The organism is Brevundimonas sp. M20 (genome assembly GCF_006547065.1).
Classification (GTDB): Bacteria; Pseudomonadota; Alphaproteobacteria; order Caulobacterales; family Caulobacteraceae; genus Brevundimonas.
This window is the reverse complement of sequence record NZ_CP041243.1, coordinates 3152444-3174694: the sequence shown is the minus strand read 5'-3', so window position 1 is coordinate 3174694 and position 22251 is coordinate 3152444. Positions and strand designations below refer to the sequence as shown.

The 22251-nt window shown below is 66.7% G+C and carries 24 protein-coding genes; 8 read left to right on the top strand and 16 right to left on the bottom strand.

From position 1 onward, the window contains the following. Positions 1–72: 72 nt before the first annotated feature. The 6 genes from rlmH to obgE form a co-directional block, all read right to left on the bottom strand. Positions 73–537 (bottom strand): 23S rRNA (pseudouridine(1915)-N(3))-methyltransferase RlmH, encoded by a 465-nt coding sequence (gene rlmH / locus FKQ52_RS15680; RefSeq protein ID WP_141628039.1) that lies wholly within the window; start codon positions 535–537, stop codon positions 73–75. A gap of 15 nt (positions 538–552) precedes the next feature. Continuing rightward, a complete protein-coding gene (gene rsfS, locus FKQ52_RS15675; RefSeq protein WP_141628038.1) occupies positions 553–957 on the bottom strand; it encodes a ribosome silencing factor in 405 nt (134 codons plus the stop codon). A 117-nt stretch (positions 958–1074) separates the two neighbouring features. Further along, entirely contained in the window at positions 1075–1662 is a 588-nt protein-coding gene (locus FKQ52_RS15670; protein ID WP_370451065.1) for a nicotinate-nucleotide adenylyltransferase, read from the bottom strand. A 152-nt stretch (positions 1663–1814) separates the two neighbouring features. Beyond that, positions 1815–1997: a hypothetical protein gene (locus tag FKQ52_RS15665; protein WP_141628036.1), complete on the bottom strand. Its 183-nt coding sequence runs from the start codon at positions 1995–1997 to the stop codon at positions 1815–1817. Between the two features lie 49 nt (positions 1998–2046). After that, positions 2047–3048 carry a DUF6624 domain-containing protein gene (locus FKQ52_RS15660; RefSeq protein WP_141628035.1) on the bottom strand — a complete coding sequence of 334 codons (1002 nt, stop codon included), beginning with the start codon at positions 3046–3048 and terminating at the stop codon, positions 2047–2049. Positions 3049–3109: 61 nt separating this feature from the next. Next, complete coding sequence (obgE, locus tag FKQ52_RS15655) at positions 3110–4171, bottom strand: GTPase ObgE (RefSeq protein WP_141628034.1); 1062 nt, start codon at positions 4169–4171, stop codon at positions 3110–3112. Between the two features lie 159 nt (positions 4172–4330). Here obgE and FKQ52_RS15650 point away from each other — a divergent pair, with 159 nt between their 5' ends. After that, positions 4331–5134 (top strand): hypothetical protein, encoded by an 804-nt coding sequence (locus FKQ52_RS15650; protein WP_141628033.1) that lies wholly within the window; start codon positions 4331–4333, stop codon positions 5132–5134. Positions 5135–5198: 64 nt separating this feature from the next. On the opposite strand, the gene ald is transcribed toward FKQ52_RS15650, so the two are convergent. After that, entirely contained in the window at positions 5199–6314 is a 1116-nt protein-coding gene (ald, locus tag FKQ52_RS15645; RefSeq protein ID WP_141628032.1) for an alanine dehydrogenase, read from the bottom strand. Positions 6315–6459: 145 nt separating this feature from the next. On the opposite strand from ald, the gene FKQ52_RS15640 reads away from it, so the two are divergent. Further along, the gene (locus tag FKQ52_RS15640; RefSeq protein WP_141628031.1) at positions 6460–6936 is read left to right on the top strand and encodes an Lrp/AsnC family transcriptional regulator; all 477 of its coding nucleotides are present in this window, start codon (positions 6460–6462) and stop codon (positions 6934–6936) included. Between the two features lie 3 nt (positions 6937–6939). Here FKQ52_RS15640 and FKQ52_RS15635 read toward each other — a convergent pair whose 3' ends face one another. The 6 genes from FKQ52_RS15635 to FKQ52_RS15610 form a co-directional block, all read right to left on the bottom strand. After that, positions 6940–8391: an NAD-dependent succinate-semialdehyde dehydrogenase gene (locus FKQ52_RS15635; protein ID WP_141628030.1), complete on the bottom strand. Its 1452-nt coding sequence runs from the start codon at positions 8389–8391 to the stop codon at positions 6940–6942. Positions 8392–8430: 39 nt separating this feature from the next. Beyond that, on the bottom strand, positions 8431–10089 hold the full coding sequence (locus tag FKQ52_RS15630) for an MFS transporter (RefSeq protein WP_141628029.1): 1659 nt from the start codon (positions 10087–10089) through the stop codon (positions 8431–8433). Between the two features lie 193 nt (positions 10090–10282). Further along, a complete protein-coding gene (locus FKQ52_RS15625; protein WP_141628028.1) occupies positions 10283–10420 on the bottom strand; it encodes an entericidin A/B family lipoprotein in 138 nt (45 codons plus the stop codon). A gap of 40 nt (positions 10421–10460) precedes the next feature. Further along, a complete protein-coding gene (locus FKQ52_RS15620; RefSeq protein WP_141628027.1) occupies positions 10461–12230 on the bottom strand; it encodes a sensor histidine kinase in 1770 nt (589 codons plus the stop codon). Between the two features lie 7 nt (positions 12231–12237). After that, positions 12238–12834 carry a sigma-70 family RNA polymerase sigma factor gene (locus FKQ52_RS15615; protein ID WP_141628026.1) on the bottom strand — a complete coding sequence of 199 codons (597 nt, stop codon included), beginning with the start codon at positions 12832–12834 and terminating at the stop codon, positions 12238–12240. Next, positions 12831–13025 (bottom strand): NepR family anti-sigma factor, encoded by a 195-nt coding sequence (locus tag FKQ52_RS15610; RefSeq protein WP_141628025.1) that lies wholly within the window; start codon positions 13023–13025, stop codon positions 12831–12833. Before FKQ52_RS15610 ends, FKQ52_RS15615 begins: the two co-directional genes overlap by 4 nt. A gap of 186 nt (positions 13026–13211) precedes the next feature. Here FKQ52_RS15610 and FKQ52_RS15605 point away from each other — a divergent pair, with 186 nt between their 5' ends. Beyond that, a complete protein-coding gene (locus tag FKQ52_RS15605; RefSeq protein ID WP_141628024.1) occupies positions 13212–14006 on the top strand; it encodes a response regulator in 795 nt (264 codons plus the stop codon). A 63-nt stretch (positions 14007–14069) separates the two neighbouring features. On the opposite strand, the gene FKQ52_RS15600 is transcribed toward FKQ52_RS15605, so the two are convergent. After that, complete coding sequence (locus FKQ52_RS15600) at positions 14070–14351, bottom strand: hypothetical protein (RefSeq protein ID WP_141628023.1); 282 nt, start codon at positions 14349–14351, stop codon at positions 14070–14072. A gap of 321 nt (positions 14352–14672) precedes the next feature. Between FKQ52_RS15600 and FKQ52_RS15595 the strand changes: the two genes are divergently transcribed. Together FKQ52_RS15595 and FKQ52_RS15590 are read left to right on the top strand one after the other, a co-directional pair. Next, positions 14673–15695 (top strand): NADP-dependent oxidoreductase, encoded by a 1023-nt coding sequence (locus FKQ52_RS15595; RefSeq protein WP_141628022.1) that lies wholly within the window; start codon positions 14673–14675, stop codon positions 15693–15695. 13 nt (positions 15696–15708) lie between these two features. Further along, the gene (locus FKQ52_RS15590) at positions 15709–16116 is read left to right on the top strand and encodes an acyl dehydratase (protein WP_141628021.1); all 408 of its coding nucleotides are present in this window, start codon (positions 15709–15711) and stop codon (positions 16114–16116) included. 51 nt (positions 16117–16167) lie between these two features. Here FKQ52_RS15590 and FKQ52_RS15585 read toward each other — a convergent pair whose 3' ends face one another. Further along, positions 16168–16959 carry a SapC family protein gene (locus tag FKQ52_RS15585; protein WP_141628020.1) on the bottom strand — a complete coding sequence of 264 codons (792 nt, stop codon included), beginning with the start codon at positions 16957–16959 and terminating at the stop codon, positions 16168–16170. Between the two features lie 91 nt (positions 16960–17050). Further along, a complete protein-coding gene (locus FKQ52_RS15580) occupies positions 17051–19075 on the bottom strand; it encodes a TonB-dependent receptor (RefSeq protein ID WP_141628019.1) in 2025 nt (674 codons plus the stop codon). Between the two features lie 106 nt (positions 19076–19181). Here FKQ52_RS15580 and FKQ52_RS15575 point away from each other — a divergent pair, with 106 nt between their 5' ends. The 3 genes from FKQ52_RS15575 (at position 19182) to FKQ52_RS15565 (ending at position 22200) form a co-directional block, all read left to right on the top strand. After that, on the top strand, positions 19182–19667 hold the full coding sequence (locus tag FKQ52_RS15575; RefSeq protein ID WP_141628018.1) for a Fur family transcriptional regulator: 486 nt from the start codon (positions 19182–19184) through the stop codon (positions 19665–19667). Positions 19668–19725: 58 nt separating this feature from the next. After that, entirely contained in the window at positions 19726–20616 is an 891-nt protein-coding gene (locus FKQ52_RS15570; RefSeq protein WP_141628017.1) for an alpha/beta fold hydrolase, read from the top strand. An 81-nt stretch (positions 20617–20697) separates the two neighbouring features. Next, positions 20698–22200 carry a CoA-acylating methylmalonate-semialdehyde dehydrogenase gene (locus FKQ52_RS15565; RefSeq protein ID WP_141628016.1) on the top strand — a complete coding sequence of 501 codons (1503 nt, stop codon included), beginning with the start codon at positions 20698–20700 and terminating at the stop codon, positions 22198–22200. The last annotated feature ends 51 nt before the right edge of the window (positions 22201–22251 follow it).

Here is a 22251-nt window from a genome sequence, read left to right as displayed (position 1 = left end):
ATCCAAAAAATGGTCCGGATTAAACTTGAGCGAAATCTGAGCCCGGATGCGAAGCATCCGGGCCGATTTCGCCTAGTCCCGATGATAGGGCGAGCCGGCCAGAATGGTCACGGCCCGATACAGCTGTTCCGCCAGCATGGCCCGCGCTAATGCGTGCGGCCAGGTCTGGGGGCCGAACGCAAGGGTCGAACTCGCGGCCGCGCGCACGCTGGCGTCCAGCCCGTCCGCCCCGCCGATGGCGAAGACCAGCCGTCGTTCGCCACGGTCTCGCAGCATGGCGATATGATCGGCGAAGGCGCGGCTGGAGTAGGTCTTGCCCCGCTCGTCACAGGCGATCAGGCATGCGCCCTCGGCGGCCTTGAGGATCAGTTCAGCCTCCGGCGCCTTGCCGGGCTTGCGGGGCTCAAGGTCGATCAGCTCCAGCGGGCCAAGCCCCAGCGCCCGCCCCGCCAGGGTCGCGCGCTGGGCGTAGTCATCCGCCAGCATGGCTTCAGGGCCGCGCCCCGGCTTGCCGATCGCGATGACGCCCAGCTTCATGAAGTATTCGACCGATCAGACGCGGCTGTCGGTGCGGTGGCCGCTGTCGACCGACCAGATCTTCTCGATGTTGTAGAAGGTACGCACTTCGGGGCGGAACAGGTGGACGATCACGTCGCCTGCATCCAGCAGAACCCAGTCGCAGTGCGGCAGGCCCGAGACCTTGACCCGGCCCAGACCCATTTCCTTCATCAGGCGCTGCAGATGGTCCGCCAGCGCACCGACGTGGCGGTGCGAACGGCCCGAGGCCACGATCATCGCGTCCGACATGGGGCTTTTGCCGCGCAGGTCGATCAGCACGATGTCCTGCGCCTTGTCCTCGTCAAGCTTGGCCACAATGGCGTTCTCGAGCTCGGTCAGGCCGACGGGAAGGGGCGCCTCGTGACCATCTTCGGAGTGGACGGGTTCGATCTCGTCCATCTCATGCGCCGTGTTGGAAACGGCGTCGTCGTGCGCGTCATACGCGGTAGAGGGGGTCAGCGGAGGGCTCCGGGGGTAGTTACTAAAGCGGCAGTCTAGCACAAACCCCGCCGGGCGTCACCCGCCCCGGCCTTTCGCCGCCGCGCGCAGGGCCGTGGACGACCGCGGATTGAGCGGCGCCGTCAGATAGGTCCAGGCCGGAGCCTCCAGATCAGGCAGGAGGCGGGCCTTCTCCGCAGCGACCCGCGCGCCCGCGAAACGAGATGCGGCGGGGGCGGTCCGGCTGTCCAGCAGGGAACCCGGCCGGGAGATCACCGCCATGGGCATCAGGCGCATGATGTCGGTCCAGCCGCGCCATTTGTGGAAGCTCGCCAGATTGTCCGATCCCATCAACCACACGAACCGCACGCCCGGATGCCGCGCGACCAGCGCGCGCAGGGTATCGACGGTCCACTGGGTGCCCATGCGGGTCTCGACATCCGAAATGATCATCGACGGTCCGCTGGCCGCCAGTTTCGCGGCCTCGGCGGCGGAGGTCATCCGGTCGGCCAGAGGCGCGCTGTCGCGCGCGTCTTTTAAAGGGTTTTGCGGCGAGACCAGCCAGACCACCCGGTCCAGTCCCAGACGGCGCAGGGCGGTCTCGGCGACGTGGGCGTGTCCGTCGTGGGCAGGATTGAAGGAGCCGCCGAACAGGCCGACGGCCATCCCGGGGGTCAGGTCCAGACCGTCGCGGAGCGCGCCCGGGCGGGGACCGGGTTTTTGCGGCGCGGGACCGGCGTGGAAGAAGGACAAGGCGGGCTCGCGCGACTTATGCTCACCCGCGCCCTAACACGTCGAAAAGGCTCTGTCGCGCTTCATCAGTGTGGAGACCGTTTGAAGGTGTCGCCGATCTCGGTGGCGTCCGGTCCGTCAGGACCAGCCTTGCGACGTGACGCCTCGCCGGTGCGCTTCACCTCGGCGTCAGAGGTCGTCTGGTCAGGCTTGCCGCCCGGCATGGCGCCGTTGGCCCTGCGGCCCTCGCTCTGTTTCGGATCAGCCATGTCGGTCTCCCTTTCGGGAAGGGAAACGACGGCGCCGGAGTCTGTTCCTTCACCCTGCGAAATCCGCACAGTACTGGTGCATATGGGCCTGATACTCCGCCAGCGACCCGATCTCGGCGACCTCGCGCAGGGCCTCGACGCCCGCCGGGTCTTCAAGGTCGTTCGGCTCCCACCGGTTCCGCGCCACGCAGCGTCCCTGTGTGCCGTAGCGCTGGGGTCGTCGCTCGGACACGGCGATCCGGTCCCACAGATAGGCGTAGTTGGCCTTCGAGACCTCCCCGGTCGAGACCAGAGGCTCCATCAAGCTGAGCACATGCCGCTGGAAATCCCGGTCACGGTCGGCGTGCTGGGCCATCAACCATGCGGAGCTCGACGCCCGCGCGCCGCTCGCTGAAATCGTGAACCAGCCGTTGGCCGCGACGTCGGCCTTCAACCATTCGGTATTGTCCCGATCCACCACACAGGTCGCTCGCATCAACCTCGCGAGGACCCGGCTCCGTGCACCGGGGTTCAACGGTCCCCACACCTGCTCGCCACCGGTCCAGCTATGGCGGTACATCTGATCTTTCGCCGTCCGGCGCAGCAACTCAACGGAGCGAGGATTGGTCTCTTCGGAGATCTCTGCATAGCGGTCCGAGACCCATTTGAACGGCGGCTCGGTGGCGATCTGGCCATGCTCCAGGCCCTCGGAGAACAGGTTCCATTTCGCCCAGGCCTCCGCCGCGGCCGCCCGGTCGTCATCAAAGGCCGCGCGATCCGTCGCCTCCGCCGCCGCAGCCAGATTTTCCTGAAGTTCGGCTTCCGCCTCGGTCAGACAGCGGGGGTCGGAACCCGCCACCACCGCGCGCCGATAGACCGCGTCGGACATCGCCTTTAGGTCCACGCCTTCGGCTTTCAGGGCCATGTAGTCGAAGCCCTGCGCCGCACTCGCGTCCTCGGCCAGCACCGCGAGCGCCGGACTCAACTGCGGCGGCGCCGGCGCGGTCTGGAATCCCGCCATCAGGATCGACACTGCTGCCACGGCAGCTGTCACCATGGTGCGTTGAAGCATCGGCAGCCCTCCCGTCGAACGCAGAACAGCCAAGTTTCAGGGCAGGATCAAGGCAGAAAGACTATGGCTGCCAGCCGCCGGGCGTTTCGATGACGCCTTCGTCTTCCGCATCCACGCGCGTCAGTTCGCCCCGCGTCTTGCGGACCTCGTTCCAGGCGGCCCGAAGCAGTTCCTTCACACCCTCGCCCGACACGCCCGACACCAGATAAGGCGTCTTGCCCGAGGCTTCCTTCAGGGCGGCGGCCTTCTCTTCGCGTTCTTCTTCCGACAAGGCGTCGATCTTGTTCAACGCCAGCAGCTCGGTCTTGTCCGCCAGCCCCTCGCCATAAGCGTCCAGTTCGCCGCGAATGATGCGCCACGCCTCGACCACATCCTCCTGCGTTCCGTCGATCAGATGGATCAGCGAGGCGGAGCGCTCGACGTGCCCGAGGAAGCGCGTGCCGAGGCCCGCGCCTTCCGATGCGCCTTCGATCAGCCCGGGAATGTCGGCGATGACGAACCGTTCGGTCGGGCTCAGGTCCACCATGCCGAGATTGGGCGCCAGGGTCGTGAAGGGATAGTCGGCGATCTTCGGCTTGGCCGCCGAGGCCGCCGACAGGAAAGTCGACTTGCCCGCGTTCGGCAGGCCCGCCAGGCCGATGTCGGCGATCAGCTTCAGGCGCAGCCAGATCCAGCGCTCCTGACCTTCCTGACCGGGATTGGCGTAGGTGGGGGCCTGATTCTGCGGGCCCTTGAACCGGGTGTTGCCCCAGCCGCCGTTACCGCCCTTCAGCAGCATCTCGGTCATGCCGGCGCGATCCATATCCAGCAGGACGGTCTCCTTGTCCTCGTCCAGCACCTGGGTGCCGACGGGAACGCGCAGGACGATGTCCTCGCCCTTGCCGCCATGCATCTGGCGGCCTTGGCCGTGATGGCCGGTCTGGGCCTTGAAATGTTGCTGATAGCGATAGTCGATCAGGGTGTTCAGGCCATCGACGGCCGTGATCCAGACGTTCCCGCCATGACCGCCGTCACCACCGTCCGGCCCGCCGTTGGGGATGAATTTCTCGCGCCGGAACGAGACAGCTCCGCCGCCGCCGTTGCCGCTGCGGATATAGATCTTGGCCTGGTCGAGAAACTTCATCGCGGGACTTCTTGGACGCTGCCGCTCGCGACGCGGTCGCTCGCTGTTTGAGCGCCGGGCATATACCCCAAGAGAGCGGCGATTTACAGGCCGACGCCGGAAAGGTCCGGTTCCGGGCGCTCTTGCCGGATTCCGCGGCTCACCTCACCCTCCCGGGTCGTGAAGATTTCGTCCGACACCCTGATGAATCTGATGAAGCCGCTGCAGGTGTCGGCTGACACGCGCGCGGATCGGCTGAAGGCGGCGTCTGACGGGAAGCTGCGCAAGGCGAAGGTGGCGTCGGAGGCGCTGAAAACGCGCTCTGATGAGGCTTCGGAATCCCGCAAGGCCGCCGCTCGCCAGACCATCGAGCGGTTGAAGGCCCGGTTGCAGATGCTCCGCTCCATGGCGGGCATGGATCCGGAAGGCATCGCCCGTCTGGCGGCCCAGCTCGCGCGTGAACTCGGCGCGGCGGTGAAGGCCTATGCTTCGGCAGGCGGAAACACGGCGGGCATGAGCGCGACGGGCGCGGCGCCCATCGCTTCGGGCGATGCGGCGGCGGCGGCTTCGGCAGACGCGGGAGCGCAGGCGCAGGCGCAGGCTGGGCAGGCTCAGGCTCAATCCGCTGAGGCTGGCGTGTCTGGCGACGCCGGGTCCGGGGGGGAGGCGACGGCAGGTGGGGAGGCGAAGTCGGCCAACCCCTATCAGCACGCCATCGACGAGCAGAAGTCACAGGCCGCCGAGATGTCTCGCCGGAATGGCGAAAAGCGCGCCGACAGCGAGTTCATGGCCGATGTCCGCCGCATGGCCGCCGAGCTGAAAGGGATGATCCGCCGGGCGACGGAACAGGCCAGGGCAGGGGAAGACGACTCGCTCTCACCTCATGAGGCGCGCGAACTGGATGACGCCGCCGTCGATCTTGATCGCGCGATCCAGCAGGCGGGCACCGATCTCGGCGGCGGGCTGGTGTCGCTGATCGTTTAGCCGGATGTGAAAAGAGCGGGACCGCTTCCGATCCCGCCCTGTCTTTTCCACCGAGGTCGAAGCCTTACTTCGCCCAGACGCCGTAGGGGTCGCTCCACGGCATGTTCAGCGCCTCGGCGACGGCGGGATAGGTCAGCTCGCCCTTCAGCACGTTCAGGCCGCGCGCGAGGTGCGCATTGTCCTTCAGCGCGTCCAGGCCCTTATTGGCCAGCGCCAGGCCAAAGGGCAGGGTGGCGTTGTTCAGGGCTTCCGACGAGGTGCGCGGGGCGGCGCCGGGCATGTTGGCGACGCAGTAGTGGACGACGCCGTCGATGACATAGGTCGGGTCTTCGTGGGTCGTGGCGTGGCTGGTTTCGAAGCAACCGCCCTGGTCGATGGCGACGTCGATCAGGACCGAGCCCGGCTTCATCGACTTCAGCTGAGCCTTGCTGACCAGTGTCGGCGCCTCGGCGCCCGGCACCAGCACGGCGCCGATAACGACGTCGGCCTTTACCAGTTCTTCCTCGATCGCGCCGATCGAGGAGTAGCGGGTGATGACGCGGCCGTTGGTGACTTCGTCGATGTAGGCCATGCGCGGGATAGAGCGTTCCATAACCACCACTTCGGCGCCGAGGCCCATGGCCATGCGGGCTGCGTTCAGGCCGACGACGCCGCCGCCCAGCACCAGCACGCGGGCGGGAGCCACGCCCGGCACGCCGCAGAACAGCAGGCCCATGCCGCCGTTGTGCTTCAGCAGGGTTTCGGCGGCGGAGAAGACGGCGATCCGGCCGGCGACTTCCGACATCGGGGCCAGCAGCGGCAGGCCGCCACGGGCGTCGGTCACGGTCTCATAAGCCACGGCGGCGCATTTCGACGCGATCAGGCCCTTGGTCTGCTCGGGATCGGGCGCCAGGTGCAGGTAGGTGAACAGGATCTGGTCTTCGCGGAGCATCTCCCACTCGACCTTCTGCGGCTCCTTCACCTTAACGATCATGTCGTTGGCGGCGAAGATTTCAGCGGCGGTGTCGACGATCTTCGCGCCCGCCTTGACGTAGTCGGCGTCGGTGAAGCCGGCGCCCAGACCGGCGCCCTTTTCGATCGAGACCGCGTGGCCGTGGGCCACATATTCGCGCACGGCGGTCGGCGTCAGGCCGATGCGGTGCTCGTTCTTCTTGATTTCCTTGGGGACGCCGACGCGCATGGGATTTCCTCGCCTGAACCGGTGAACGCGCCGCCCTGTGCCGGTCGCGCCTGGCGCGCAATCTAGCGGCGCTTTCCGCGCAGGTTCCTGTTCTTTTCGCTGACTGAACGGCGTACAGTCGCAGAATCTGCGAATGAGGCGTGCAATGAAGACAATTTCCGCCGTTGCCCTGGACGAGACGGATCGAAAGATGCTTCGCGCGCTTCAGGGCGACGGGCGCATGACCAACGCCGATCTGGCCCGCGCGGTGAACCTGTCTGAAAGCGCCTGCCTGCGTCGTCTGCGCGCGCTGGAGACGGAGGGCGTCATCAGCCGTTACGCCGCCATTATCAACGAGCGCGCTGTCGGCCTGCCGATCAGCGTCTTCGTCACAGTCACCCTGTCCTCACAGGCCGAGGCCTCCCTGACCGCCTTCGAGACCGCCATCGCCACCGTGCCTGAGGTGGTCGAGTGCTATCTGATGACCGGCGGTTCCGACTACCTGCTGCGCCTCGTCGTCCGCGACGTCGATGACCTCGAACGCATCCACTCCCGCGAACTGACCCGCATCCCCGGCGTCACCCGCGTCTCGTCCAGCGTCGCCATGCGCACGGTGGTCAAGCGCGGGGCGTTGCCGGTGTGACCTCTACTTCAGCGCCAGCGTCACGGCTTTGATGTCCACGTATTCGTCGATCCCGTGGATCGAACCCTCCTTGCCGTAGCCGGAGGATTTAACGCCGCCGAACGGCGCCACGGCGGTTGAGATCAGACCGGTGTTCACACCGCACATCCCCGCCTCGATCCGGCGACCGATACGGAAGGCGCGGTCCAGATCGCGGGTGAACAGATAGGAGGCCAGGCCGAACTCGCTGTCGTTGGCCTTGGTCAGCACCTCGTCTTCGGTCTCAAACGGGAAGACCGGAATCAGAGGCCCGAAGGTCTCTTCCTCGCGGAACAGGGTGTCGTCCCCGCCCAGGGTCACCGTGGGCTGGAAGAAACGCCCGCCGCGTTCATGGCGGGCGCCGCCGGTCAGCACCTTGCCACCCGCCGCCCGCACCCTCTTCAGGTGATCCTCGACCTTGTCGAGCGCCTTGTCCTCGATCAGCGGGCCGACCTTCACGCCGGGCTCGAAGGCTGCGCCGACCGGAATCTTCGCCACCTCGGCGGCCAGCTTCGTCGCGTATTCGTCCGCAACCGACGCCTCGACATACACCCGGTTCGGGCAAACGCAGGTCTGGCCCGAGTTGCGGAACTTGCCCTTGATGGTCTCTGCCACCGCCAGATCGAGGTCAGCGTCGGCGAAGACGATCAGGGGCGCCGCGCCGCCCAATTCCATCGACACCCGCTTCAGGGTCGGAGCGGACTGCTCGGCCAGCTTGCGGCCCACGGGAGTGGACCCGGTAAAGCTCAGCTTCCGGATATCCGGTGAGGAGGTCAGCGCGCCGCCGATTGTCGCCGCATCCCCGGTGATGACGCTCAGTGCGCCCTTGGGCAGGCCTGCCTGATAAGCCAACTCCGCCAGCGCGAGAGCCGTGAACGGCGTCTGGCTGGCCGGCTTGACCACGGCCGTGCAGCCCGCCGCGAAGGCCGGCCCCAGCTTGCGGGTCAGCATGGCCGCCGGGAAGTTCCAGGGCGTGATCAGGGCGCATGGCCCGACCGCCTCGCGGAAGGTCAGAATGACGTGGCCCAGCGGGCTGTCCTGCGTCTCGCCGATCAGGCGCTCGGCTTGTCCCGCGAACCATTTGATGAAGCCGTTGGCGTAGGCGACCTCGCCCTTGGCCTCCTCGAACGGCTTGCCGTTCTCCAGCGCCATCAGGGCTCCCAGTCCCTCGGTGTTCTCATCGATCAGCCGCGCCCATTCCCGCAGGAAGGCGGCGCGTTTGTGCGGGTCGGATCGCGACCAGTCGGGAAAGGCCTCGACCGCCGCCGCGATGGCCTTCTGTGTCTCGGCGACGCCGAGGTCGGGGATATGGCCGATGATCTCGCCGGTGGCGGGGTCATCGACCGCGATCCGGGCGGCGCCGGTCACGACCTCCCCCGCGATCAAGGCATGCTCGCGCAGGAGCTTCAGTCCGGCGTCGCGGGGAGAAATCGTCATGGTCTTCGTCCGGTTCTGGGGAGGAACGTCAGGAACGCGTCAGTCACCGATCGTGTCCAGGTCGCGGCCCTTGGTCTCCGGCAGCCAGATCAGGCTGACGATGACGGCCACGACCGTGAAGGCGACCGAGTACCAGAGTCCGAAATAGATATTCCCGGACGCCGCCACCAGAGCGAAGCTGGCCGCCGGCAACAGCCCGCCGACCCAGCCGGTGCCGATGTTGTAGGGCAGGCTCATCGCGGTGTAGCGCACCCGCGTCGGGAACAACTCGACCAGAGCCGCGGCCTGCGGACCGTACAGGGCGCAGGCCGCCACCATGAAGATCATCAGGATGCCGAAGGTCAGCGGCATGTTGATCCGTGCCGGATCCGCCTTCTGCGGATAGCCGGCGGCGGTGAGGGCGGCGCGGGCGCGGGTTTCAACATCCGTCCGGGCGGCCTTAAGCGCGGCCGCGTCCAGACCGCCGCCGTCAACCGAGGCGACATCCACCCCGCCCACCCGGATCGCGGTCGCCGATCCGGCGACGGCCTTCGTCGTCTCGTAGGGGATGCCCGCGTTGGACAGGGCGATTCTGGCGATGTCGCAGGAGCTTGTGAACACCGCCTTGCCGATGGGATCGAACAGCAGGCTGCAATCCGCCGGGTCGGCGATGACGGTCACCGGGCTGACGGCCTGCGCCTCGGCCAGCGCCGGATTGGCGGCGCGGGTCAGGGCGTGGAAGCCGGGGAAGAAGGCGATCAGTGCCAGGATCATGCCGAACAGCATGACCGGCTTGCGTCCCAGCCGATCCGACAGCCAGCCGAAGAAGATGTAGAGGAAGGCCGAGGCCACGGTGACCATCAGAACCAGTTGGTCCACGGTGTTCGTACCGACCTTGAGCACCTTCTCCATGAAAAACCGGGTATAAAAATACCCACAATACCAGACCGCCCCTTGGGCGATCATGATGCCGAACAGGGCGATCAGGACGAAGCGGCCGTTCTTCCACGTCAGGAAGGCCTCGCGATAGGGGGCGCGGTTCTCACCGGCTTCCGCCTCCATGCGCTGATAGGCGGGGCTCTCGTTCAGCTTCAGCCGGATCCACAGCGACACCGCCAGAAGCAGGGCCGACAGCAGGAAGGGAATACGCCAGCCCCATTCGTCGAAGGCCTCGCTCCCGAGAATGGCGCGGGTGATCAGGATGACCGCCAGCGCACCGATCAATCCCATGGCCGCCGTCGTCTGAATCCAGCCGGTCAGCAGGCCGCGCTTCCTCGGCGGGGAGTGCTCGGCCACATAGATCGCCGCCCCCCCATACTCACCGCCCAGCGCGAAGCCCTGCAGCATTCGCATGATCAGCAACAGGATTGGCGCGGCCAGACCAATGGCGTTGAAGTCCGGCAGCAAGCCGATGGCCACGGTCGCCAGCCCCATCATGGTGATGGTCACAAGGAAAGTGGTCTTGCGTCCAGTCCTGTCGCCGAACCAGCCGAACACCAGCGCGCCCAGCGGACGGACCACGAAGCCCAGACCAAAAGTCAACAACGCCAGAATATAGCTGACGGTCTCCCCGGCGTCGGCGAAGAAGTGTTTGGCGATCACGGTCGCCAGCGATCCGAAGACGAAGAAGTCGTACCACTCGAAGGCCGTGCCTGCCGCCGAGGCGCCGACAACTGTTTTCAGGCCCGGTCCGTCCCGGTGCTCAGCCACGTCCGTCATTCAACGCCTCCCCGCGTCGTGGACGTCATCTGCGGACGCCTCCCGCCGGGATGCTAGAGCGGCCCGCGTCAGGCGCAAGCGGCAACCGGTGTTCCGAAAAGGCGAAGGCCCGTCCGCGGGGGAAGCGAACGGGCCTTCTTCAACCGAGCTGCGCGTCGGGGGGATGTCGCAGCCGGGAACCGGTGAAAGCGGTTTAGTTCTTGGCGTCTTCGGCGGCCTCGGTGACGGCGCTGCCGGCGGCGGAAGCGTCACGACCGGCGCCGGCGACAGTGTTGCAGGCGGCGGTGGTCAGGGCGGCGGCGGCGGCGACCAGAATGAAAATCTTGCGCATGGTTTCTACTCCTTGAGGCCCTTGGGGAGGCTGTGGCGTATCAACGTCGCGGCGCGGGTGCGGTTCCCAGATCCGCGGGGTCGGCCGGAATGACGGCTTCAGGCGTGGCGAAGGTCATGCGGGCGATGGTCCCCCCCCCTTCGGCGGGGATCATCTCCGCCTCGCCTCGGAGCTGTTTGGCGAAGGCGCCCATCAGGGTTCGCCCGACACCGGCGCGTTCGGTCTCGCTGACCCCCGGTCCGTTGTCCTGAACCTCAAGTACGCTACGGTCGCCCTGCACTCTGAATCGGACCTTGAGGTCGCCGCCGCGTCCGGCGAAGGCGTGCTTCTGCGCATTGGTTACGGCCTCCACGAGCCAAAGCGCCAGCGGGGCCAGCTTGTCGGGGTCCACCACCAGCGAATCCGCCTCGACCGATGAGGTCACGAGATGGCCGCGCCCGCTTTCGCTGGCGATCAGCTGCCCGACCAACTCGGTCAGGAAGATGCGGGCGTCGGCGTAGCGCAGGTCGTCGCTCTGGTAGAGTGTCCGATAGATCAGGGCCAGGGCGGCGATCCGCTGCCGGGTGTCGCCGACGGCCGCCTTGGCGGGTTCATCGGTCAGCGCCCGCTGCTGCATCGACAGCAGGGATGAGATGATCTGCAGATTGTTCTTCACCCGGTGATGGATCTCGCGCATCAGCGCGTCTTTCTCATCGACCGAGGCCAGAAGAGCGGCGTCGCGGGTGGTGATGGTGTCGGCCAGCTCGTCCAAGGTTCGCGCCAGCACCCGAATTTCGGACGGGGCGTTCACCGCCTGCACCGCCCGGACCGAGAAGCGACCCCGGGCGTAGATGGCGGCGATCCGCTCCAGATAGTCCAGCCAGCGGACCACGATCCGTTCGCTGAACAGCATGACCGACGCGAAGGCGGCCAGCCAGGCCGCCAGCGGCATGAACAGCAGACCGACCGGGTTCAGACGGGCCCAGGACAGCAGGCCGGGCGAGGGCGCCGACAGCAGGGCGTAAACGTCCCGGCCCGCCAGCGCGGCGCCGGCGAAAACCCGGTGGCGGTTGTCGGTGGAGTCCGCTTCGAAGATGGACGAGCCTTCCGTGCGAGCCCTTTCCACCCAACCGGTCAGGGACATATCGCCTTTGAGGGTGAAGGCGGTGGTGTCGGTGGCGGTCAGGATGCGTCCGGCGGAGTCGGTCAGTGCGGCCTGTGAGCCTTCAGGCAGGGCGGCATCGGCGACATCGGGTTGAAGAGAGGCCAGCGGAATGACCGCGATCATGGCGCCGTCAAAGGCGCCCAGCGGACGTTCCAGCCGCAGCGCTACAATCAGGCCCGGTTCCTGGCCGGGCGCCGCGGGGGCGCGTGCGAGGACGGTGCCTTCTCCCGCCCGCAGCCGCTGGAACCAGGCGCTCTGGCGGGCTTGCGCAAGCCATGGCGGCGTGTCGTCCACCAGACCACGGGAGGCGCAGGTGGTGTAGCCGGTCGCGGTGACGCGGGCCAATCCGTCCAGACCATCCAGCCGGCTGACCAGAGCCGTCAACCTTGGCTCGCAGAAGACCTCCAGCGCTTCGGGGCGCAGGGCCTGAAGGAGGACACTGGTGCTGTCCAGACGGGACTTGGCGCTGGCGGCCGTGCGTTCGGCCGCCAGTTGCAAATCCTGGCGACGTTCCAGATCCTGAGCACGAAACTGCTGCTGCGCCTGAAAGGCGCCGAGCAGAAGGATCGGCAACAGGGCGAGCGCAAGGGCGACACCCAGCCGGAAGCGGATGCCCTGGAATTTCGGCTGGGAGAGGCCCCGGCCGAATGCGCGCCCCAGTCGCACCACCCGATCAGTTCCGGACGCTGCTCAGGCGGTCGGCATCTGCAAGGATGGAACGCATGGCGTCGCCGGCGGCGCGGCCATCACGGGCATACCCGCCTTTCTCAAGCGTCGCCTGCAGCGCCTTGCGGGCTCTGGAGACCCGGCTCTTCACGGTGCCGACCGCGCACTGGCAGATTTCGGCGGCCTCCTCATAGGCGAACCCCCCGGCGCCGACCAGGATCAACGCTTCACGCTGTTCCTCGGGCAGGGTGGCGAGGGCCAGACGCAACTCGTCCAGAGCGACGGGCGATTCCGGATCGTCCACCGCCACCAGAGTCCGTTCGGCGGCCTCCTGATCCAGTTGCGACTGGCGCCACGACCGACGCTTCTCGGAATAGAACTGGTTGCGCAGGATCATGAAGGTCCACGCCTTCATGTTGGTGCCCATCTGGTAGCTGGCGCGGGCGTCCCACGCCTTCATCATCGCGTCCTGCGCCAGATCGTCGGCGGCCGTGGGGTCGCCCGTCAGGGTGCGCGCGAAGGCCCGCAGATGCGGGATCAGGGTGACGAGTTCCTTTTTGAAGGCGTTGTCATCAGCCGACGGAGGCTTGGGGGCGGCATTCATGCGCCGCCTCCCTCGGACCGCTCGTCAGCGCGACGCAGAATGTCGAGGAATTCATCGGGAACGGGCTCGTTCACCACCTCGTCGAACATATGCCTCAGCTTCACGCCGATGGCCTGTTGACGCAGGCGGGCCTCTTCGAGGCCGGCGCCGCCCTTGGCCGGTTTCCCCGGAGGGTTGGAGTTGTCTGTCATTGAATAAGGTCGCCACCCAGACGCTATTGTAGAAGGCCGGAACGCCACGCCGGCCTTGGGGTTCCGGGCGGGAAATCAAAATATGCTCAAGCTTTCGGGTGGCGAAGGGAACCGTGGCTGATTTGATACGTTTCTGGTGAGCTGCGGCCTGTTTTCCGGGCTGCGAACCTGTCGGGGATTTCGAGTATGAGCCTGCTGGCCCGCCTTGCGCCGCACCTGCCCTATGTTCGCCGTTACGCTCGCGCGCTTACCGGCGATCAGACGACGGGCGATAATTACGTCCGTGTCGCCCTTGAGGCCCTGGCCGCCGGAGAGCGGCAATTGCCGACCGATATGACGCCGCGCGTGGCGTTGTATCATGTGTTCCACGCCATCTGGGCCTCGACGGGCGCACAGCTGGAAGACAAGAGCGGCATCGAAGGCCGCGATGACGCCGCGGGCCGTCTGATGCGGATCGCGCCCAAGTCGCGTCAGGCTTTTCTGCTGACCGCCCTCGAAGGGTTCACCCCCTCGGAAGCCGCCCAGATCCTGGAAGCCGACGCGCTGGACGTCGAGCGACTGATCTCGGAAGCGCAATCGGACATCGACGCGGAGCTCGCGACGGACGTCCTGATCATCGAGGATGAGGCGATCATTTCCGCGGACATCGAAAGTCTGGTGAAGGAGTTGGGCCACCACGTCACCGGCATCGCGACCACCCATGACGAAGCCGTCGACGCCGTCGCGCGCCATCGTCCGGGGCTGGTGCTGGCCGATATCCAGCTGGCCGACGGTTCCTCGGGCATCGACGCTGTGAAGGACATCCTTAAGCGGATCGACGTGCCGGTGATCTTCATCACCGCCTTCCCTGAACGTCTGCTGACCGGAGAGCGGCCCGAGCCGACCTTCCTGATCACCAAGCCCTTCCAGCCCGAAACGGTGAAGGCGGCGATCAGTCAGGCGCTGTTCTTCCATCCATCGCGCCAGAAGGAAGCGGCCTGACCGCTGTCGCCCTGTCTGAAAAGAGAAGGCCCCGGTGGCGTAGCCGGGGCCTTTTCTCGTCCGCTACCGCGCCGGGGCGGCCGTGACGGGAGCCGTCGCCGTCGGTTCCTGATCAAAGGTCTGCGCCTCGGCCGCCTTTTCGGCCCGGCTGGGCTCAAGGTCCGCGAAGCGGCCGTTGGTCGCGGCCCACAGCCCGAGCAACAGGACCGCAGCGGCGCCAGCAGAGACGATCAGCAGAAGCAGGATGCGTCTACCGCTTCGGCCCTGCCGGACCAGTTGGGCGTCGGCGGGCCGACCCTCATGTACGGCGTCGGCGACCTTGTCGTGGGGGGATTGCGGGCTCATGACGGCCTCCCGTTGTTTTCCAGAATATGTGGTGCCTCAACGCTGCGCCCGGCGGCGCTGTTCCGAACTCTCGCCTGACGTGAAAATATTCAGCGTCCGCAGGAACCCGGGCGGGGAGGCCTCGTTATCTGACTGCGGAGGCGGCGACGCCCCCCCGACTTGAGACCGGCGCCAGCCGGTCTGTCGCCTCCGCACCTCATTCTCGATGATGCCACTTCAAGGCGGACCATATGCGGTCCGCCTTTTTCTTTGGCGCGACTGGACAGCGGCGCGGGGCAAGCCACTATGCGCGTCCAGAAAGAAAACCCGGAGGAACCGTCAATGGCTCGAACCAATCGTCAGTGGGTGCTGCGCCAGCGTCCCAGCGGCTTGATCCAGCCCGGAGATCTCGAGCTGATCGAAGGGACCCTGCCGGAGCTGAACGAATCCGAAATTCTTGTCCGGACCATCTATCTGTCGCTGGACCCGACCAACCGCACCTGGATGAACGAGGCGGAGGGCTATTTGCCCGCCGTGCCGCTGGGTGGGGTCATGCGCGGCCTGACCCTGGGCGTGGTCGAGGAAAGCCGGTCTGAGCGCTTCAAGGTCGGCGACGTGGTCACGACAGCAGCGGGCGGCTGGGCCGATTATGCGGTGATCCCGGACAGCACGGCCTCACGCGTTCATCGCGCGCCGGGCCTGCCGTTGACCGCCAACATGTCCGTGCTGGGCATGACCGGCATGACCGCCTGGGCGGGCGTCACCGATGTACTGAAGGCCAAGGCGGGCGAGACCATCGTCATCTCTGCCGCCGCCGGCGCCGTCGGCTCCATCGCGGGCCAGATCGCCAAGGCCCACGGCGCACGCGTCATCGGCATCGCGGGCGGCCCCGACAAGTGTCGCTGGTTGACCGAGGATCTCGGGTTCGACGCCGCCATCGACTACAAGAACGAAGACGTCGGCGCGGCGCTGGACCGTCTGGCTCCCGACGGGTTCGAGATGAATTTCGAGAATGTCGGCGGCGACATCATGATGGCCGTCTTCAATCGCCTGAAGGTGCACGGTCGCATGGCCGTCTGCGGCCTGATCTCCTCGTACAATGCGACCAAGGCGCCGCCATCGCCGAACTTCAGCCGGATCATCACCCACCGCCTCGACGTGAAGGGCTTCCTGGTTCTGGACTACGGTCATCGGGCGAAGGAAATGGTGGCCGAGGTCGGGCCGATGCTCGCCGACGGTCGGGTGCAATGGAAGGTCCACGTCGATGACGGACTGGAGGTCGCGCTGGACTCGCTGAACCGCTTGTTCACCGGCGACCATGACGGCAAGCTGCTGGTCAGGGTGTCGGAAGAGCCGGCCGCCTGACGGAGCGCATCGCATGACCGAACCCCTGCACGTCCATTTCGAGGATCTGGGCGTGGGCGAGGTGGTGCCGCTGGGGGCCTGCATGGTCGATCAGGCGGCGCTGGAGGTGTTTGTTGAGCGCTTTCTCCCCGGCTGGGACGTCGCTTATGGGGCTCCGGACGCCATGGTCTACGCCCTGTGGAGCCGGCTGTACGCCGACAAGGCCGCGGGCTGGGCCCAATCAAAGGTGCTGGCGGTCGATGGGCTGCGCTACATGCGAAATCCACCCGCCGGCGAGTTGTTGCGCGGGCGCGTGACCATCATGGGCAAGGATCCGGTCGGAGATGAGAAGGGCATCGTCATCGCTCAGCAGGATCTGCTCGACGAGGCGGGGCGACTGGTTTTCTCCTGCCTCACCCGGTCCTTGCTCGCCCGCAGATAACAAAAAGCCCCGCCGGTGACGGCGGGGCTTTTCTCATCCGGTCCGGACGGATCAGGCGTTGGCGGCGGCCGGTTGCGTCGCGGCCTTCTGGAAGGCCATGGCGATCAGGCGGTCCCAGCCCAGCAGCGACACGAGGTGGGCGTAGATCTGGCCCAGGGCGCCGTTGTCACGCAGTTCGACAAGCTTCTCGGGCGACAGGGCCTTCAGCTTGTCTTCCGAGATGGCGAAGTACTCAGCCAGCTTCTGCGGCGTGCCGGCGGTGCCGTCCGGGTTGCGCGGCGTGAAGACCGCTTCCTTGCTTTCGAACAGGTCGAGATCGGTCAGCAGCTTTACGAAGGCGTCGGTGCGTTGACGCTCCTGCTCGAAATTGTTGCAGAACTCCATCGCCTGCTGGGTGTAGGGCGACGGCTGGCCGTCGACGAACAGTGGCGTCTGGCCGCCTTCCGAGATGAAGGACGCGGCGCGATCAACGCACAGGATAAGACGCTTCTGGACGTCGTCATTGGCGAAGACGAACGGATAGCGGCGGACGTAGGCCGGGATGTAGGCTTCCGGACGGAAGTCGCCTTCGTCGCTCACGAACAGGTTCTCGCCCTGACGCAGGCCCATCACGGCGACGGGTTGCTTGGATTCACCGGCGAAGATGACCGGGTAGGACAGGGCGGCGGGCGCGAACTCGGTGACCGTCAGCGGAACCAGGTTCGACGAGCCGGCGAACGCATAGGGCTTCGCGACGGCATCGACGCCCAGCGTGCCGTGGGCTTCGACCGACAGCGGCTCCGGTTGGCTGTAGAAGAGGACGTTTCCGGACAGGCCGGCATTCTGGGCGATAGTGTCGGTCATGGACGCGGTCAGGCTCTGTAAAAAAGAGGAAGGCGGGCGTTCTAGCCCACAGATCAGCGGGCGGCAAACGGGCTCGCCTTCCTCTTGTGTCCTAGAAGCGGTAGCTGACGCCCACGCGCAGGTTGCGGCCCGGGAGCGGGGCCACATCCTTGAGGAAGCTGACGTGCTCCCGCGCTTCCTCATCGGTCAGGTTGTGCGCCTCGGCGAAGACCGAGACGTTCCTGTCGGCGAAGGGGCGCCAGGCGCCCGACAGGTTCACCAGCGTGTAACTGTCGGTGCCCAGTTCGTAGTCGGCCAGACGATCCTGCTCGCCGACGTGGCGAACTTCGAAGGTCGCGTCGAACGGCGTCGAGGTCCAGGCCAGACGGCCGGTCACGCTGTACGGCGGGATCCGGGCCGCGGGCCCCAGATCGGTATCGGCATGGACATAGTCGGCGGCGCCTTCCAGTGACAGCGCGCGATCACCCGAGCTCCACAGCTCATACGAGGCTTCGGCCTCGAAACCCCGGAACTCCGCGTCTGTCTGGGTGAACTGGAAGATCGGGAATTCCTCGCCGTCGTCGACGAAGGTCGCGCCGGTCGGGCGTTCATCGATGAAGCCGTCATACTTCGACGCATACACGTGCAGGTCGCCGCGGAAACGGCCCGCGTCGAAGTGGATGGTGCCTTCGAGGGTGGTGACCTTTTCGTTGTCCAGCGTCACATCGCCTGTCTCGTAGACAGCGGTGGCGACGTGCAGGCCGTCGGCGAACAGTTCGACTTCGGACGGCGCGCGCTCATTGTGCGCCAAGCTCAGGCCCAGGAACAGATTGTGGGTCGGGCGGATGAAGGCGGCCGCCGAGCCGGACCAGTTGTCAAAGCTGCGATCCACGCGGGCGCTGCCGTCCAACGGATCGGCGGCGAGGGTGCGGCGATCATAACGCAGGCCGCCCTCCAGCCCCCAACCGTCCCTGTCCAGACGCTGGACCGTATAGATGCCCGTCTCCTCGATCTTGCTGGAGGGCACGAAGGCCTCATCGCCGATCGCCTCGAAGGTGCGCGACAGCGCCTGTACGCCGATCGCCCCGTTCCAGCCGTTCCGCTCACGCTGGACCAGATCGATCCGGCCTTCCTGACCGTCGGAGTTGAAGATCGTGCCGGGCTCGCCCGGACCCTCAAACTCGGTGTGAGTGTACTCGGCGTGGCCGGCCGACCCGCGCACCGCCTGGAACGGGCCGCTGTCGAAGCGCAGCTCGCCGCGCACGTCTTCACGCGTCTGCTTCAGCTCGATGAAGACGTCCGGCTCGGCCACAGTGCCGTAGGTCGATGAGAGGTCCTTGTACGACGCGCCGATATAGCCGCGCGACCCGATATATGACGCGCCCAGGCCCCAGCTTTCCAGTTCGGAGAAGCTGTTCGGCTGCGTGCCGCCCTCGCCGCGCGAAATGCCCTCGGCGTCGGCCAGCCGTTGCGAGATCGCGGGGGCCGGGATGTCGTAGTCCGAGGCGTCCTTCTTGATCCCATCCAGATTCACGGCGATGGGGCCGAGCGCGAAGGTGGCGCGGCCCGAGGCAGCCCAGCCGTCATCGACGCTGGACGCCTGGGTGGAGACCATGCCGTCCACACCGTCCGGCAGGCGGTCCGGGATGCGGCCGTCCAGAACGTTCACGACGCCGCCGATGGCGGTGCCGCCGTAGGCCAGGGTCGCCGGCCCCCGCACGATCTCGATCCGGTTGGCTTCAGCGGGGTCAGTGGCGACCTGGTGGTCCGGGGAGACCGAGCTGGCGTCGATCAGGCCGATGCCGTTGGTCAGAACCTGAACCCGAGGGCCCGACAGGCCCCGGATGACCGGGCGGCTGGCGCCCGGCGCGAAGTCGGTAGAACGCACGCCCGGCAGGCCGTTGAGCAGATCGCCCAGCGAGGCGGCGGGCGCCTGGGCGAGGGCTTCCTGATCGACCACGGTGGTGGCGATGGTGGTGGCGCGCTGATTGATTCCGAAGGGAGCGCCGGTGACGACCACTTCATCCAGTTCAGTCGCAGGCTGTTGCGGAGCGGTCTGGGCGGCGGCGGCGCCGGCCAGGGCGCTCCAGCCGAGGGCGGTCAGGAGGGCGGCGCGGGAGACTGCGGGGAGGGTCATCGGGGAACTCTGGCGGAAAGGAAGCTGAAGTGTTATGAGATAACATCACATTCCGTCAAGTCGCTTCCGGTTGCGGCGGGCGGGGGGAAGCATTAGCTGTCGGTCCATGGGCGACGCCTGCCACCATCACCACCACGACGGTCCACCGTCCGCCGACTCCGTGGCTTCGGCTCTGGCGGCTGCCGACGCGCGCCTGACGGGCGAGGGCGAGCGCATGACCGCCGCCCGCATGCGGGTGCTGGAGCTGTTGCTGGCCGCCGGCGAGCCGGTGAAGGCCTATGACCTGATCGCCCGCTTCGGAGAGGACGGCCAGCCGGCCAAGCCGCCCACAGTCTATCGCGCGCTCGAGTTTCTCGAGCGCAAGGGGCTGGCCCACCGCATCGCCTCGATCAGCGCCTATGTGGCCTGTTCGTCCGGCGCCGTGGATCATTCGGCGGCCTTCCTGATCTGTGACTGCTGCGGCGCTACCGAAGAAATCCCGGCCGCGATCGCCGAGGGCCTTAACCGGGCCGCCGCCGATGTCGGCTATGTGATCGAGCGCACCACCATCGAGGCGCACGGGCGTTGCCCGGCCTGTCGGACCGCTGCCTGACGCCGCATGGCGTCGGTTTTTCTGGAAAACGCTTTCGCGGGCCTCTATCTCTGGGGCCATGGACGCGATCCGGCTCTCCCCGCCCCGTCGCCTGAGCCTTCCGGTCGAGAACCGGTGGGGCGCCGGCGCCATGTCCGTTCTCGATTTCGGCGACCCGAAGCGACCGGTGGATCTGGTCTTCGTTCACGCCAACGGCTTCAACGCCATGACCTATCGCACCCTGCTGGCGCCCCTGTCGGGCACGCTGCGCATCTGGGCGCCTGATTTGCGCGGACATGGCCAGTCGGACTTGCCGGCGAACACGGCCGGTCGCCGGGGCTGGACGGACCATCGCGATGACCTGACCGCGCTGCTGGAGGGACTGGATGGGCCGCCGGTGGTTCTGGCCGGCCATTCCATGGGCGGAACCTCATCCCTGCTGGCCGCCGCCGAGCGCCCGGACAAGGTGTCGAAGCTGGTGTTGATGGACCCGGTCATCTGGGGCCGGCTGACCGTCGGCCTGTTCCGGTTGCCGCTGTTCGACCGCATGGCTTCTCACATCCCGCTGGTGAAGGGGGCGCTGAAGCGTCGCTCGGTGTTCGAGAGCCGGGAGAAAGCCCTCAGCGGCTACATCGGTCGCGGCGCCTTCCGGGGCTGGCCGGAAATGATGATCGCCGACTATCTGACCGACGGTCTGGTCGAGACGTCCGACGGCTTCACCCTGGCCTGCCGCCCCGATTGGGAAGCCTCCAACTACGCCGAACAGTCCCACGATCCGTGGACGGCGATGAAGCGGCTGGATCGCCCGGTGCGTATTCTGAAGGCCGAGGCCGGGTCCACCTGCTCGGTCGCGACGGACCCGCGTCGCCTGCCGAACGTCACCGTCGAGACCGTCCACGGCGGCACGCATTTCTTCCCGATGCTCAAGGCCGACGTCGCCCGCGACGCCCTGTTCGACGCGGCGGTCTGACGCCCCGCTGGCGCCCTTCGACGCCAGCCGCTAAACCGCGCCCACAAGAACAAAAGTTCGGTTCAGGGAAACGCCTTCATCATGCGTGATATCAACCACTTCATCGGCGGCGCGTCGTTCGTCGGCGCCTCGGATCGCTTCAGCGACGTGTTCAACCCGAACACCGGCGAGGTTCAGGCCCGTGTCCAGCTGGCGACGACCGGCGAGGTCGATCGCGCGGTTCAGGCCGCCCAGGCCGCCTTTGACGGCTGGTCCTCGACCAATCCCCAGCGCCGCGCCCGGGTGATGTTCGAGTTCAAGCGTCTGGTCGAGGCCAACATGAACGAGCTGGCCGAGCTGCTCAGCTCGGAGCACGGCAAGGTCATCGCCGACTCGAAAGGCGACATCCAGCGTGGTCTGGAAGTGATCGAGTTCGCCTGCGGCATCCCTCACGTCCTGAAGGGTGAGTACACCCACGGCGCCGGCCCCGGCATCGACGTCTATTCGATGCGTCAGCCGTTGGGCGTGGTCTCGGGCATCACCCCGTTCAACTTCCCCGGCATGATCCCGATGTGGATGTTCGGCGTGGCCATCGCCGTCGGCAACACCTTCGTGCTGAAGCCGTCCGAGCGTGACCCGTCCGTGCCGGTCCGTCTGGCTGAACTGATGATGGAGGCGGGCGCCCCCGCCGGCGTCCTGAACGTCGTGCATGGCGACAAGACCGCCGTCGACGCCATCCTGACCCACCCGCTGGTTCACGCCGTCAGCTTCGTCGGCTCATCCGACATCGCCCATTACGTCTATCAGATGGGCGCCCAGCACGGGAAACGCGTCCAGGCCATGGGCGGCGCCAAGAACCACGGCATCGTCCTGCCGGACGCCGATATGGATCAGGTCATCAAGGACCTGTCCGGTGCGGCCTTCGGCTCGGCCGGCGAGCGTTGCATGGCCCTTCCGGTGGTGGTGCCGGTCGGGCAGAAGACCGCCGATGAACTGCGCGAGCGCATGGTCGCCGAGATCGACACCCTGCGCGTCGGCGTTTCGACCGACGCCTCGGCTCACTACGGCCCGGTCGTCACCGCCGCCCACAAGGCCCGCGTCGAAGGCTGGATCGATCAGGGCGTCAAGGACGGCGCCGAGCTGGTCGTCGACGGTCGCGGCTTCAAGCTGCAGGGCCATGAGAACGGCTACTTCGTCGGCCCGTCGCTGTTCGACCACGTGAAGCCGGACATGGAATCCTACAAGGAAGAGATCTTCGGCCCGGTCCTGCAGATCATGCGCGCCGCCAGCTTCGAGGAGGCGCTGAGCCTGCCGTCGAAGCACCAGTACGGCAACGGCGTCGCCATCTTCACCCAGAACGGCCGCGCGGCCCGAGACTTCGCCGCCCGTGTGAACGTCGGCATGGTCGGCATCAATGTGCCGATCCCGGTGCCGGTCGCCTATCACACCTTCGGCGGCTGGAAGCGCTCGGCCTTCGGCGACACAAACCAGCACGGCATGGAAGGCGTGAAGTTCTGGACCAAGGTCAAGACCATCACCGCCCGCTGGCCGGACAGCGAGCTGGAACACGCCGACAGCAGCTTCGTCATCCCGACGATGGGGTGACGCTAACGACACGGCGCCGAAGAGGATTCACCTCTTCGGCGTTCGCGGCAG

Bases quoted from the DNA above. Each gene is read 5' to 3' on its own strand.
- rlmH (WP_141628039.1), bottom strand. From the start codon at position 537: ATGAAGCTGGGCGTCATCGCGATCGGCAAGCCGGGGCGCGGCCCTGAA.
- rsfS (WP_141628038.1), bottom strand. From the start codon at position 957: ATGGACGAGATCGAACCCGTCCACTCCGAAGATGGTCACGAGGCGCCC.
- FKQ52_RS15670 (WP_370451065.1), bottom strand. From the start codon at position 1,662: ATGGCCGTCGGCCTGTTCGGCGGCTCCTTCAATCCTGCCCACGACGGA.
- FKQ52_RS15665 (WP_141628036.1), bottom strand. From the start codon at position 1,997: ATGGCTGATCCGAAACAGAGCGAGGGCCGCAGGGCCAACGGCGCCATG.
- FKQ52_RS15660 (WP_141628035.1), bottom strand. From the start codon at position 3,048: ATGCTTCAACGCACCATGGTGACAGCTGCCGTGGCAGCAGTGTCGATC.
- obgE (WP_141628034.1), bottom strand. From the start codon at position 4,171: ATGAAGTTTCTCGACCAGGCCAAGATCTATATCCGCAGCGGCAACGGC.
- ald (WP_141628032.1), bottom strand. From the start codon at position 6,314: ATGCGCGTCGGCGTCCCCAAGGAAATCAAGAAGAACGAGCACCGCATC.
- FKQ52_RS15640 (WP_141628031.1), top strand. From the start codon at position 6,460: ATGAAGACAATTTCCGCCGTTGCCCTGGACGAGACGGATCGAAAGATG.
- FKQ52_RS15635 (WP_141628030.1), bottom strand. From the start codon at position 8,391: ATGACGATTTCTCCCCGCGACGCCGGACTGAAGCTCCTGCGCGAGCAT.
- FKQ52_RS15630 (WP_141628029.1), bottom strand. From the start codon at position 10,089: ATGACGGACGTGGCTGAGCACCGGGACGGACCGGGCCTGAAAACAGTT.
- FKQ52_RS15625 (WP_141628028.1), bottom strand. From the start codon at position 10,420: ATGCGCAAGATTTTCATTCTGGTCGCCGCCGCCGCCGCCCTGACCACC.
- FKQ52_RS15615 (WP_141628026.1), bottom strand. From the start codon at position 12,834: ATGAATGCCGCCCCCAAGCCTCCGTCGGCTGATGACAACGCCTTCAAA.
- FKQ52_RS15610 (WP_141628025.1), bottom strand. From the start codon at position 13,025: ATGACAGACAACTCCAACCCTCCGGGGAAACCGGCCAAGGGCGGCGCC.
- FKQ52_RS15605 (WP_141628024.1), top strand. From the start codon at position 13,212: ATGAGCCTGCTGGCCCGCCTTGCGCCGCACCTGCCCTATGTTCGCCGT.
- FKQ52_RS15600 (WP_141628023.1), bottom strand. From the start codon at position 14,351: ATGAGCCCGCAATCCCCCCACGACAAGGTCGCCGACGCCGTACATGAG.
- FKQ52_RS15595 (WP_141628022.1), top strand. From the start codon at position 14,673: ATGGCTCGAACCAATCGTCAGTGGGTGCTGCGCCAGCGTCCCAGCGGC.
- FKQ52_RS15590 (WP_141628021.1), top strand. From the start codon at position 15,709: ATGACCGAACCCCTGCACGTCCATTTCGAGGATCTGGGCGTGGGCGAG.
- FKQ52_RS15585 (WP_141628020.1), bottom strand. From the start codon at position 16,959: ATGACCGACACTATCGCCCAGAATGCCGGCCTGTCCGGAAACGTCCTC.
- FKQ52_RS15580 (WP_141628019.1), bottom strand. From the start codon at position 19,075: ATGACCCTCCCCGCAGTCTCCCGCGCCGCCCTCCTGACCGCCCTCGGC.
- FKQ52_RS15575 (WP_141628018.1), top strand. From the start codon at position 19,182: ATGGGCGACGCCTGCCACCATCACCACCACGACGGTCCACCGTCCGCC.
- FKQ52_RS15570 (WP_141628017.1), top strand. From the start codon at position 19,726: ATGGACGCGATCCGGCTCTCCCCGCCCCGTCGCCTGAGCCTTCCGGTC.
- FKQ52_RS15565 (WP_141628016.1), top strand. From the start codon at position 20,698: ATGCGTGATATCAACCACTTCATCGGCGGCGCGTCGTTCGTCGGCGCC.